At 47.1% G+C, this 15309-nt stretch carries 1 protein-coding gene; it reads right to left on the reverse strand.

Annotated elements, in window-relative coordinates; all coding sequences use genetic code 11:
- Nucleotides 1-30 precede the first annotated feature (30 nt).
- Nucleotides 31-15276, reverse strand: a complete 15246-nt coding sequence (locus CLV42_RS32055; protein WP_106606033.1) for a non-ribosomal peptide synthetase — start codon at nt 15274-15276, stop codon at nt 31-33.
- Between the last annotated feature and the right edge of the window lie 33 nt (nt 15277-15309).

The raw sequence follows: 15309 nt of genomic DNA on the forward strand, positions 1-15309 counted from the left end.
CTAACTAAATATTAACGTTAACAAAACGGGTTACTTATTTTTCTCGCTGATGCTTGTTACCACCAATTGCAGGTTCCTTGGCAATGTGATGGCATCATAGTGATCTCCCTGTGTGAACAGGTGTGTGAACCGGCCGCTGGTGTACCGTTCCCAATCTTTCATATGCAGGAAGTCATTATGAATATTCTGTTTGGCCTTAAAAGCAATAATATCCCCTTTTATCTTTCCTTTCTGCTCATACGCCTCGCTGAGACGGAGATTATGATAGAATAGTTTCTCCAGGTGGTCCCTGTGTGTATCTTCCAGCCCCACATCTGCCAGCCAGTCGCGCAACCAGTTAACTTCCTGCTGTATGGCATCTCTTGACAGCTCTATTGACTGCTTGCGTTTCTTTTTATCTCTTGTATCCCTGTCCAACAACAACAGGGTAGTACGTATACCTTTTTCCTCCAGTATTTTCGCCACTTCGAAAGCGATAGTACCGCCGAAAGAGAAACCGGTTAACATGACTTCCCTGCCAGACTCATTCTCCTGTATAGCTGCTGCAAACCGCCTTACTTTTTCTTCGATGGTGGCATCAAAATCTTTACCATCATCAAACCCGGCATCCTGTAAGCCATAGCAGTTATATATTCCCTGCAGCGTCTTACCCAGTTCCATATATAACAGGGAGGTACCAATCAAAGGAGCAAAGCAGTACATGCGGGGTAGCCCTTCCTCTTTCCTGTTCAGGCTTAACAAGGTTCCCTTCTGTACACCACGTGTATCAGCCAGTGCCAACAAGGACTCTATAGTAGGATAACCAAGGAAATCGCGCAGTGACAATCTCAGGTTGAGCTCCTTATTCATTCTCGATACCAGTTGTACCGCCCTCATAGAGTGCCCTCCCAGTTCAAAGAAGTTGCTGGTAACACCAACCGCTTCCAGGTTAAGCACTTCAGCCCACATTACCGCCGTCTGGTGTTCCAGTTCATTTCGGGGGGCTACAAATGCAGTAAGACTATCTATTTCCGGCGCCGGCAGCAAGATCTTATCTACCTTACCATTGGTGGTTAGCGGTACAGCAGGTATCAGTATGAACCATGCAGGTACCATAAATGCAGGTAAGAACTTCCCGATATGCTGTTGCAGTTCTTTCCGGTCTATTGCTTCCGGGGCTGTGTAATAAGCTACGAGATAATCTTCCCGCTGAATGGATGTTTTAATCACAACAGCCTCCTTTATACCCGGGTACTTCAGGATGGCGGACGCTATTTCTCCTGGTTCGATACGGAATCCATTCAGTTTGATCTGTTCATCAGCCCTTCCGGCGTACTCAATTTCACCCTGATGATTCCATCTGCCCTTGTCACCACTGCGATATAATTTGCCAGGGCCGAAAGGATCAGGAATAAAGCGGGCAGCAGTCAGTTCCTCCCTGTTGAGGTATCCTATAGCCACACCAGCACCACCGATATAGATCTCCCCTTCCACACCTACAGGCTGCAACTGTTGCAACTCATCGAGAATATAGATCTGTGTATTATCTATAGGCTTACCGATGGTGATATGCTCTGCTCCTGTTATCTCACTGACTGTACAACCTACTGTTGTTTCCGTCGGACCATATTCATTGAAGATCCTCATTTGTGGATTCAGCTTCCTCAGGATGAGCACATGGTCTGGTAACAGCGCTTCTCCACCCACAATCGCCGTGTTAATAGCTGTTTCCTCTAATTGTAAGGTGGCCAGTACACGGATGTGTGCAGGAGTGATCTTTACGGCCGTGAGCCTGTCATTTGTAAAGACCTCTTTCAGGGCTGTCAGTATGTCTTCTTCCGGTGTCAGGTACACTTCATCGCCACGCAGTAAACCACTCAGCAGGCTGGTAACGGTGAGGTCGAAAGACAATGAAGAGAATACGCCGAATACATGACCGGCAGTATTGCCGAAGTAATGACGGTTAACGAATGTCAGGTAGTTCATGAGGGAGGCATGAGAGATCAGCACTCCTTTCGGCATACCTGTAGAACCCGAAGTATAAATAACATAGGCAGGTGCTGCCTGGTTAATTACTGGCAGTGTTCGGGGTGTTATCTGATCTATATCATTTACAAGCTCCTTCAGCGCCAATACGCTTCCATTCCAGGAGAATCTGTCATGGTCCGTTATCAGCAATGTAGCTGCCGCATCATCCAGGATATAATTGATCCTGTCTTCAGGCAGAGAACTGTCTATCGGAAGATACGCTGCTCCGGCTTTGAGGATGGCCAGAATACTGATGAGTGCCCACTCATTCCTGCTGACCATCATTGCAACCACATTCCCTGCTTTTACATGATAGTGTTGTATGAGATAAGCAGCCAGTTTATCAGACAACAAGTCCAATGCTGCGAATGTGTAAGCTGTTTTGCCTGTAACAAGCGCATTACTATCAGGAAGGGCAGCGGCTACTTTTCTGAAGGCGTCTACAATAGTACCTGAAAGGATTTTTGTGCTGGTATCATTCAGTGTTGTCAGCAGCAGCGTTTCTTCCTGTGCAGGCAGGTATTTAATACGGTTCAGTGGTAAAGCAGGTTGTTCCCCTGCATTGATGATCAACTGATGCATATGTTCGCAGAGATGAACCATTCTGACCTCATCAAACAATACCGTACTATATTCCAACGTCAGTAAAAGATCATCGCCCTGTTTTCTGAAGAAGAATGTCAGGTCAAACTTACTGATCTCAGTGGCTACTGAGGCTTCTTCCACTAGCATATCCTGCAGGTTCAGTAAGTCTTCTTCTTTCCGGTCTTCATCCTGTAATACCAGCATAACATTGAACAGCGAACGCTTATTGAGCGGCTTATATTCATTCACGGCATCTACCAGCATTTCAAAGGGGAAAGATATACGGTCATAAGCCGCAATAGCATCAGCCTTTACCTTCCTGAGCAGTTCATCAAATCCGTGTTCTTCATCGATCTGCGAACGAAGTGGTATGGTATTCAGGAAGAATCCTATCTGGTTTTGCAGGTCCGGATGCTCCCTGCCCGTAACAGGCAATCCCAGCACAATATCCTTATCTCCTGTATAACGGTATATCAGGAGTTGGACGATAGCAGCGAGTCCCATCATGAGGGTGGCTTCCTGTTCCTTTATCAGTGAGAATAACTTTCCGTTAAGTACCCCCTGCATTCTGCTATAGTACCTGGTACCGGTATTATCGGGTACCGCTGGTCTTGGTCTGTCTGCCGGCAGTTCCAGTACCGGAACATCCCCGGAGAAACGGTTCACCCAGTATTCCCGGTGTTCTGACATAAGGGCTACGTTCTCTTCGTTCTTCGTCCACATCACAAAGTCCTTAAACTGCAATGGCAGCGGTTCAAGCGGATGCTGTTTACCTTCCAGGCAGGCGGAATACAGTATTACCAGTTCTCGCATCATTACCTGCATGGACCATTCGTCTGCGATAATATGATGTATACATAGCAGGAAAAGGTATTGATCATCTTTTACCTGCCATAACTTCAGTCTTAATAGCGGTCCTTTCCTGAGATTGATAGGAATGCCCGCCCATTCTTCCACCGCGATAAGCCCCTGCTCTTCCGCATCAGGAAGCGCTCTCAGGTCTTCAAAGCCCAACCAGTTGTCGAAATCTTCATATTGTTTTACCTGTTGTACGGGCTTATCATTTACCAAGAACATCACCGAGCGTAATATTTCATAACGCTCCACCAGCAAACGCACAGCGGCTTCAAATGCAGTTCGGTCAAACGGTCCTCTCAGCCAGTAGGTATACGGCATATTGAACGTTTCCAGGTTGTTGAGCATCTGTTGCTGGATCCACAAGCGTTCCTGGCTATTGGAGAGCGGATAATATTCCTGTACAGGCGCCAATGGTATAGCACTGAACAACTGTTTGCCACTCTGATCTATCATTGCAGCGAGGTCAGACAATACTGACCGCAAGAATATTTCTTTCAGCGGCACTTTTACTTCCAGGCGTTTATAGATCAGGGAGGCTGTTTGTATTGCTTTCAGCGAATGCCCTCCCAAAGTGAAGAAGTTGTCATTCCTGCCTATGTTCTTTGTACCGAGTACATCTTCCCATATCCCGGCCAGCACTTTCTCTGTTGGTGTTTCGGGCGCCATATAAGCAACCTTGGTGAGCCCGGGCACCGGCAGGCGGGCACGGTCCACTTTCCCATTCCTATTTAGTGGAATAGCATCCAACAGTACCAGGTGAGCTGGCACCATATAATCCGGCAGGAAACGTTGCAGGTATTCACGGACGGTATCCGGCTGTATATCTCTGTCGGTAGCGTAGTAAGCCGCCAGGTATTTATCGGCGCCATTTCCGTAGGTCAGTACAATAGCATGGGTAATACCCTCCAGCTTTATCATCGATGCCTGAATTTCTCCCGGCTCAATACGATAACCACGGATCTTGACCTGGAAATCTGCCCTGCCACTAAACCGGATCAATCCATCTTCCGTCCATGAACAAACATCACCGGTATTGTACATTACTGTACCTGGGTTGTAAGGATTATCAATAAAGCGACTGGCTGTCAGTTCCGGTTGCCCCAGGTAACCTGTAGCAATACCTGGTCCGCTGAAATATATTACTCCAGGAACACCTGCTGGTAACAATTGCAGGTTGGCATCCAGGATATATGCCGACATGTTGGATAAGCCGCCGCCTAATAATGGGGATTCATCCGCTTTGTTAAGCCTGTGCCATGTGCAGTATATGGTAGTCTCCGTGGGGCCATACATATTCCACAGCACCTTACATCTATCCAGCAGGCGTTGTGCCAGCGATGCACTCAGCGTATCTCCGCCGGTGATGATGGTCAGTCCTTCGGTTCCATTCCAGCCGCTTTCAGTCAACAGGTGCCACATACCTGGCGTTGCCTGCATAAAAGTGATTCCCTGTTGCATCATCAATTGCAGTGCTTCAGGAGAATACACCTCTTCCCTGCTGGCCAATACGACCGTAGCCCCATTTATTAATGGCAACAACAATTCCAGCACAGACATATCAAACGAGGCTGTCGTAACAGCCAGTAATTTATCTGTATGGCTGATGCCTGTCTTCGCGCTTAGCCCCTGGAACAGATTATACACTGATCCATGGGAGATCATTACTCCCTTGGGCTTACCAGTAGAACCGGAGGTATAGATCACATAAGCCAGATCAGCTGGTTGGATCTCATGATCACAAACGACTGCATCAGACAACAATGCTTCTGTGATGATGCTTCCTTCATAAAAGGAAAGCAGGGGTACTTCTTCCACTCCTGCCACAACAGCAGTTGCTCCACTGGTTTCAAGCAGGTACTTTAATCTTTCTGCCGGAGCAGTAATGTCAAGTGGCAGATAACCTGCACCGGATTTCAATATACCCAGTATCGCAATCATCAACCATTCATTACGATCTACCATTACAGCCACCACCTTATTAGTGCCTGCGTAACCGTTGTTCTGCAGGTAGGCGGCCAATCTTTCAGCACGTTTATTGAGTGCTGCATATGTTATTTGCCGGTTGCTGGTAATAAGTGCTATCGCTTCCGGTGTAGCTGCCGCATGCCTGCCAATCAATGTACCCAGTGGCGTAAAAGGCGGGAATACCGCTGCCGTATTATTATAACTATGCAATAATGCCTGTTGTTCTTCAGCGCTCAGGTACGGTAATCTGGAGATAGGCGTACCCGGTGTAGCCACTGCTGCTTTCATGAGCTGATGCAGGTGTTGCCCCATACGTTTGATACGCGCATGTGTAAACAACTCCCTGTTATATTCTATCTGCAATTGCAGCCCGTCAGATTGTTGTTTAAAATAGAAGGTAATATCAAACTTGCTGCCTCCCAGATGCATGTCCAGCTCTTCGTCACGACGCTCCGTTCCCCGTACCGGTACTTCCTCATCTGCATCCCTGAGCACGATCATCACATCGAAGATAGCTGAGTGGCTCACATCCCGGTTAATGTCTATATCCTCTACCAGCAGGTTAAAAGGATACTCCTGGTTGGCGTAAGCTTCCAACGCTGTTTCTCTTACAGCCGACAGATTGCTGGTAAAACCTTCATCTGCTGTCAGCGTTGTGCGTAGTACCAGCGTATTCACATACAACCCTATCTGGTCTTCCAGGTCAGGATGTTCCCTTCCGGCTACAGGGGTGCCTACAACAATATCCGTTTGCCCTGTATAGCGATACAGGAGGGACTTCACTGCTGTTACTAATCCCATGAACAAAGTAGCCTGGCTACCGGCCACCAGTGACTGTAATCCGCCGAGTACTTCGGCAGGAATAGTATGATAGTAATTCCCTCCTTCAAAACGCTGTACTGGCGGACGGGGAAAATCTGCAGGTAGTTCCAGTACGGGCAGATCATCCTGCAACTTATTCTTCCAATATGCCTGCTGAGCCAACAGCGAGTCACTATGGCGGTTATTCCGCTGCCAACTTGTATAATCTTTATACTGAACGGGCAATACCGGCAAACGGATCTCTTCCTTATTCTCCAGCGCTGTATAAATAGTTGTCAGCTCACGTTTTAATACCTGCAGCGACCATTCATCTGCAATGATGTGGTGGATAACAAGCACCAGATAGTGATGAGTATCACTGTCACTAAATACAGCAGCTCTTAACAAGGGGCCATTGCCAAGATCAAATGGTTGCCGGGTGAATGCAGCGATCTTTGCCTGTAGGTTACTATCTGCAGATTCACTATGCAGATGGAAACCGGTACTTCCTCTCACCACCTGCACCGGTTTGCCATCTACAATATCAAATACAGTACGTAATATTTCATGACGGTTGATAAGGATGTCGAATGCAGCCGCAAGACGTACTGTATCTAACTTGCCCTCGTATTCAAATATCTCCGTGATAGAATAAGCCAGATCAATACCATCAAACTGATGTAATACCCACAGTCTATGCTGTGCATAAGAGACAGGATAATAAGCCGCAGGTGTTGCTAATGGTATGGCAACATATTGTTCACGTCTGGAACTTTGTATAAAGGATGCCTGTGCTTCCAGCACCGGGTATTTAAACACATCTTTCAGGGTAATCTTCACAGAAAGCTCTTTATATACCCTTGCTATCAGCTGCATAGCTTTTAATGAATGCCCTCCACAGACAAAGAAGTCATCGTTCACACTCACCTGTGCTACACCGAGAATGTCTTTCCATATTGCTGCCAGCTGTTTTTCCAGTTTATTGCGGGGTGCTATATATGAGCCCCCGGCAGCAGCCAGTGGGGCTGGTAATTTTGCCTTATCCACCTTTCCGTTATTGTTCAGTGGCATGGCGTCCAGCTGTACATACCAGGTGGGGATCATGTATTCAGGCAATGACCGGGACAAGTGCGTCTTCAAGTCTGTTGCGGCTATACTATGAGCTGCTGTGTAATAAGCTACCAGCTGCTTATCCTCTTTTTGCGTCAGCACTGTAACAAAGACTTCATTCACTCCAGAGTAAGCAGACAGTGCCTGCGCAATTTCGCCCGTTTCTATGCGATAGCCACGGATCTTCTGCTGTTCGTCCCTTCTGCCTGCATATCCCAATTGGCCATTGAAATACCAACGTCCACGGTCGCCGCTGCGATATAACCGATGATCCGTTAACGTATGATGTATAAATTTCTCAGCGGTGAGCTGTGGCTGCCCAAGATAGCCGGCCGCTACACCCATACCTCCAATGAAGATCTCACCTTCAATACCTACGGGCGATAACCTTAACTCATCGTCCAGTACGAGGATCTGCGCATTGGCCACAGGCGTTCCTATGTATATACGGTTCTCTTCTTTCACCTCATAAACAGTACATCCTACTGTTGTTTCCGTAGGACCGTACTCATTGAAGATCCTTATGTCGGGGTTGAGTTGCCTTAATATGCTGATATGTCCGTTATGCAGTTCTTCACCTCCGGCGATGATTGTTTTCACGCCAGTCGCGTCAATATTCAGCAGCTCCAGGACACTGATATGGGATGGTGTCAGTTTCACGGCATTTATAGCAGCACTGTTGAAAGTATCAGACAATACCTGTTCTATATTTTCTCCGGGGAAGAGATGTACACTATCTCCTCTCAGTAATCCCGAAAAGAGTCCTGTAATAGTAAGGTCGAAAGATAGTGATGTAAACACACTGAAAATGTTTCCCCGCAGATCATCAAAATACCAGGTATTCGCCCATAACAGGTAATTCAGTAATGCTTTATGTTGTATAATAACGCCTTTCGGGTTCCCTGTAGAGCCGGAGGTATACATCACATAAGCCACATCATCCGGGGAAACAAGTGGCAATACAACACCCTCCCATTTTGCGATCTCTGTGCGGATAACAGCTGTATATAATACCGGCACACCGGCCACGGGGATATCCTCCTCTGTAATCATCAATGTTGCCGCCGTATCCTTCAGTATATAACTGACCCTTTGGGCAGGATAAGTTATATCCATCGGTACGTAGGCCGCACCGGCTTTCAATACTGCCAGCATAGATACAACTGCCCACTCATTCCGTGGCAAGAGCAGGGCTACTATATTACCAGGTTTTACCCCACAATGGCTGATAAGATACCCGGCCATACGGTTAGTATAGTCATCCAGTATAGCAAAAGATAGCAGCCGGCCTTCGCATACTATTGCAGGTTGCCCGGCCCATGCCAGACTACGACTACTGAAGAGTTCCGGCAAAGTATCTTTGCTAACTGGTGCTATTGTCTTATTGTATACATGTAACAGCTTATCCTTCTCCTCTATCTCCAGGAAATCAGCATCCATAACAGTAACCCCATCACATAATTGTTCCAGCAGATTTTCGAAATGCCGGCCCATCAGTTCAATCCTTTCTCTTAAAAAAAGATCTGTGTTATATTCCAATGTCAGTGTAATGCCATCTCCACGATCCAGGAACCAGAAAGTAAGATCATATAAGCTGGTAGTAACGCCTACCCTCTCCTCTCCTACCTGCAGGCCATCCATCTGCGGTACACTTTCTTCCATCTGCATGCCCTGTTGCATTACCACGGCCACATCAAAAACCGGGAAGCGGCTGAGATCACGGGGAATATCCAGTTCATCCACCAACTTATCAAACGGATATACCTGGTGGTCAAATGCCTCCAACATAACCCGTTTAACCTGCTCCAGCAATACGGGGAAAGTGGCATCGCCATCAATAATAGTTCTCAGTGCCAGTGTATTAACATAGAAACCGATCTGCTCTTCCAATTGCAAGTGCTCTCTTCCAGCCACAGTGGTTCCTACAATGAGGTCATGCTGTCCTGTGTAGCGGTAAAGCAGCGCTTTTACTACTGCCACTAATCCCATAAATAAAGTAGCACCTGTTGCTCCGGTAACCTCTTCGAGGGAGGTTCTGAGTGCAGCAGGGAGATGAAAGCGTAGCTGCTCTCCATTGTACGTGCGATTGTTACCCCGGGGATGATCAAGCGGCAATTCTAATACGGGTAATTCTCCGGAAAGTACATTGCGCCAGAAATTCTGGTGATCTTTCAACAGGTCGCCACTTAGTTGTTCCTGTTGCCATACTGCATAATCTTTATACTGTAGTGGCAGTGGTTTATGTTGGTACGCTTCTCCACGATGCATGGCATTATACGCAGTAATTACCTCTTTCACCAATACCTGTATTGACCATTCATCAGAAATAATATGATGTACAGCCAGCAAAAGGGTATGCTGATCTGCGGATAATTTCAGCAGCCAGACACGTAACAACGGCCCCTGACTAAGGGAGTACGGCGTTGCAGCCAGCAACTGTTTATATTCTTCCACTGTGCTATTGTCACCACTAAGATCGTGCGTAACGATAGTAAAATCCAGTTCCTCTACTGACAGTATTTTCTGTCTGGGCGCTCCGTTGACAAGCGGGAAAATTGTGCGCAGACTTTCATGTCTTTCTATCACTTTCAGGAAAGCCTGCTGCAAAGCCATTTGATTCAGCTCTCCCTGTAAAGTGTATGCCAGCGGGCGACTATATGCCACCAGGTTTTCTTCCAGCTGGTCAATCACCCACAGGCGGCGCTGCCCATGCGATAAGGGATAATCTGGCTGAACAGCAGCTATTCCGATCTGTTGGTACTTTTGGGCATTTGCTCCATTGATCAGTATAGCCTGGGCTGAGACAGTAGTATGGTTGAATATGTCTGCAATAGTTAACTGTATTTCCAGCTCTTTATAGATGCGCGATATAAGCTGTATGGCTTTCAATGAAGAGCCTCCAATAGTAAAGAATGAAGTATTACGTCCAACCTTGTCCACCCGCAGAATAGCCTTCCAGATACCGGCGAGCTGTTGTTCCACACCTTCAGTTGGCTGATCATCATTTTCCTGCTCTTTCCTGTCAGAAGGCCTGGGCAGTTTCTTCCTCTCTACCTTTCCATTGATGTTCAGTGGAAAGGCCTCCATAAAAATATAATGCACCGGCAGATGCGTAAGCGGCAATTCTTTTTCCAGTAAGGCTCTCAGCGCGGTAGCGGCATATTCTTTTCCGCTGTAGTAACAGATCAGCTCCTGCATCAGCTCTTCATCCTGGTGTACCACTAATTCTACCTGCCGTATATCCTCCAGTTTTAGCAATGCCTGACGTATGCTTTCCAGTTCCACCCGCACACCATGTAGCTTTACCTGATCATCTCTTCTGCCAAGCAGTTCCAATATACCGTCACTTCTGTAACGGCCTATATCGCCGGTACGGCATACAAGGAACCGGTCATCTTCCAGTAATGGATTAGGCACAAATAAAGTATCTGTCAGTATGGGATCTGTATATCCTAACGTGACATAAGGACTGCTGATATAGATCTCCCCGATCTCTCCCTCCACACAGAGTAGCCCATTGTTGATAACAGCAATGCTGGTATCTTCTATAGGTCTCCCTATTGGCAACACGTCTCCCGGCTCCCAATCCAGACCTTTGATATGATAGCAGCTCTTGAGGATAGTTGTTTCTGTCAGTCCGTACATATTTGACAGGCGCGCCTTTCCTCTATTTACTTTCTTCCAGTTCAGCACATCGCGTCCATACAGGCGCTCTCCTGCCAGTACAACATGCTGCAGCGCAGGTAATTCAATACCGGCTTCCTCCATTTCACGTGTAATAAGACGGAACAGGGAGGGAACAGTCTGAAGAACGGAGATGCGGATATCTGCCAGCCATTGTACCAGCGATGGCATACGCTGGCGGGTGTCGGGCGCAGGGATACATAAGGTAGCACCTGAAGTGAGAGCTACAAGTATATCTTTCAGGGATGCATCAAACGTAACAGGAGCGATCTGACTGATCCTACTGTCGATACCTACGGCAAATTCCTTACTATGCCATTGTATATAGTGACTAAGGCTGCGGTGAGTTCCTTTGATGCCTTTTGGTACACCAGTTGAACCGGAAGTATAAAATACATAAGCAGGCGCATCATCCGGAAGCATAATATCCAGCGCCGCTGAGGATAATTCTTCCGGCAGCACCTCATACTCCGGTAACGTGCTTTCAGGTGTAAAACAACGATAAGGCCGTTTCTCAACACCTATCAGCGATGAGAATTCTATATCCAGTTCACTCAGGATCTCCTCTCCGGACGCGGGCATTTCAAGCAACAGGGGAATATCTCCTGCAAATCCCTTTACATCCTGCAGGGAACTACTGTCAGTGATCAACATGACAGGCTCCAGTTGCTGCAATATACCCGACAATATACGCTGCGGCTGCCGGGGGTCAAGCGGCAGGTATATCCCACCACTCTTCATCACTGCCAGCATAGCGGTAACCAGGTTAATACCAGATGGAAGCACTACACTGATTGTATCTCCTGGCACTACTCCTTTTGCCTTCAGTAATCTGGCCAGCCTGTTACTATCTTTTTCCAGCTCTTCATAACTGATCCGGCCCGCCTCCTCTTCAATAGCTACCAACAGAGGATACTGTGCAGCAGTATCGGCAAACAACTGTTGTACCGGTTTATGAGGTTTTACAAGTTGTCGTTTATCAAAAGATACCGCCCCTTCGGGTACGGATTTATTATGATATGCCAATGTCCGCAGACTTCTGTCTGGTGCTTCGAGTATCGCTGTGAGCAGCCGGTTAAGGTCTTCAGATATGGTGGTGATCCGGCTTTCATTGAACAGATCTGTATTATATTCAATACCGGCTTCCAGCATATCATTGCGTATGCTGAACTGAAAACGCAGATCTCCTTTACTGATCGACAAGAGCGAAGGCGCCGTCTCTATCTCAATTCCTTTCATTTCCTGTACAGCAGAAGTATCCAGCTGTACATTCTGTAATACTACCGCCACATCAAATAGGGGGTTACGGGCGGGATCCGCATCTGCCCCCAGTTCATCTACCAACAGGTCAAATGGATATGCCTGATGCTGGAATCCATTTACAGCACAATGCTTTACAGCTTCCAGCAATGCCGAGAATCCTGCGTTACCGTCTACCTGCGTTCTCAATGCAAGTGTATTGAGATAATATCCTATCTGGTCTTCCAGCTCAGTATGTTCCCGACCAGCAACAGGCGTACCTATTACTATGTCGGACTGCCCGGTGTAGCGGAACAATAATGTTTTCACCAGCGCAACCAATCCCATAAACAGGGTCGCTTCCTGTTTATTCAGATATACCTGCAAAGCAGTGCTTCTTTCTTTATCTATGTTGAAATGATACTGTGCACCTCTATACGTTGGTATCTGTGGCCGTTGCCTGTCTACCGGCAGCAACAATGCCTGAATCTCACCCCCCAGCTGTTCCAGCCAATATTTGCGGTGGGTGCTATGATCACTGTTTGTTACCTGCGTCATCTGCCACGCAGCATAGTCTTTATACTGCAGCTGCAGTGGTGATAAGGGATTGCCCTGCCCATCATGAAATGCATTATAAAGCAGTAACAATTCCTTTATCATCAGCTGCATAGACCATTCGTCAGAAATAATGTGATGGATACCAAACAGCAATGTAAACTCTTCTGCAGCAGTTTGCAGTAATACAATACGAAGCAAGGGTCCCTTTTCAAGATCATAGGGCGTTTCCACTACTTCTTTCTGGCGCTGTGCAATGATCCCTGCAATATCTTCACCAGCACTGATATCCTGGAAGCTGATCGCAAAGCCTGATTCCGCCAGGTTACAGATCTTTTGCTTCGGCTCTCCGTTATGTAATATAAAGACTGTCCTCAACGACTCATGTCGCTCAAGCAGGGTATAGAATGCGGACGTTAATGCCTCCCTGTTCAGTTTTCCCTTCAGGCGATACGTCTCCAACCCGTTGAAAGGCTGCGCATCCTGTAATCTTTGGGATTGCAACCACAAACGTCTTTGAGAATATGACAGTGCATAATATGGTTGTGCTGCAACAGGTCTGATGGACTGGAAAACGGCTTTCTTCGCTTCCCTGATCAATACCGCCTGTCCGGCTATAGAAGTATGTTTGAAAATATCAGCAATGGTTAGTTGTACATCATGCTCTTTATAAATACGCGAGATTAGTTGGATAGCCTTTAAAGATGATCCTCCATTCACAAAAAACGATGCATCCCTACTGATAGTTGTAATACCCAGTATGGCCTGCCAGATGGTTAACAACTGTTGTTCCAGTCCGGCATGCGGCGCATCAAACTGCTGTCCAGCCATCAGCTGTTCGGGTCTGGGTAAACGCTTCCTGTCCACCTTACCATTGATGTTCAGCGGAAAACTGGCCAGCCATACATAATGCGCAGGCAGATGGCTGACGGGTAATTCTTCTGCCAGCAGCTCACGCAGATCAGCGTCTTTACGTGGGTTACCTGTATAATAACAGATCAGCTCCTGTTGAAAGTCATCGTCCTGGTATACGATCAGCTCTACCTGGTCTACTCCTTCCTGCTTCAGCATGGATGATTTAACTGCGTCGAGTTCTACACGTACGCCATGTATCTTCACCTGTTCATCACGCCGTCCCAGCAGTTCCAGCATACCGTCCGGTCTGTAACGTCCCAGGTCACCCGTTCTGCAAACAATGTCCTCGCGGTCTTTTACCAATGGGTTCTGTACAAACAAGGGCTGTGCATCCTGTTGATTAATATAACCTTTGGTTACGTAAGGGCTCTTAATGTATACCTCTCCTATTTCTCCTCCTGTACACAAACCACTTTCATTGATCACAGCCAGCTGGGTATTGCTAATAGCCTTTCCCACCGGGATCACTTCTCCCGCTTGCCATTCCCAATGGGGAATACGGTAAGAGGACTTGAGAATAGTAGTCTCGGTAAGACCGTACATATTATAGATAACGGTATGCTCACCAGCAACAGCACGCCAGTTGAGCAGGTCCTTCCCATATAGTTTCTCCCCTGCCAGCACTACGTATTTCAACTGTGGCAAGATGATCTGCTGCTCCTTCATGGTCCTGGTGATCAGGCGGAATAAAGAAGGCACTGTTTGCAGCAGCGTAATGCCTGAATTGTACAGCCACTTTACAAGGGCCGGCAACTGATAGCGAACAGCAGGATCTGGTATGCACAAAGTAGCGCCAGTGCTTAGTGCTGTCAGTATATCCTTCAGGGATGCATCGAAAGTTACGGGGGCCAGCTGACTGATCCTGCCTGATTCATCTATATTGAGCTCTCCGGCATGCCAATGTATATAATGGCTCAGGCTTTCATGACATCCTAATATACCTTTCGGTGTACCGGTGGTGCCGGATGTAAAAAATATATAGTTGCTGTCGTCCGCCTGTTGCGCTACTGCTGGCAGTGCAGTACTAAACGCAGACAACGTAAGTGTTTCACAGGTATAAACATCTCCTGTCAGTCTGGCTAATGTATAACCTGACTCCTGTGTTTCAATCATACTGGCATCCAGTTGCAGGTCAGCCAGCAAAGTATGGGCTGCTGCAGGAAGGCCGATCAGCAGGGGGATATGTACTTTCCGTTGCAGGAGGAACTGCTGCAGCTTATCCAGGTCTTCAGAAAAAGTGATCAGTGCGGCCGGGGTTGTAAGCGACAACATCTGTAGTACACGAGCAGGCGCCTGGTCAATATCCAGGGGTACATATACCTGGTTGGTTTTAAAACATGACAACATAGCAACCGCCAGCCTGATACTGGCGTGCATCACCACACCTACGTTACTACCGGGGATAATACCGAGTGATAATAACACATGAGACAATCTGTTACTTTCCTTAGAAAGCGCTTCATAGCTGATCACATCATGGGATTCTTCAATAGCCGCTTTATCTTTCAGCAAAGCAGCCTTGTTTTCTATAACGCTATGGATAAATGATTTCGACATCTGGAATGAAGTTTTTGGGAATCTTTGCAATAT

It is taken from the genome of Chitinophaga ginsengisoli, assembly GCF_003014595.1.
Classification (GTDB): domain Bacteria; phylum Bacteroidota; class Bacteroidia; order Chitinophagales; family Chitinophagaceae; genus Chitinophaga; species Chitinophaga ginsengisoli.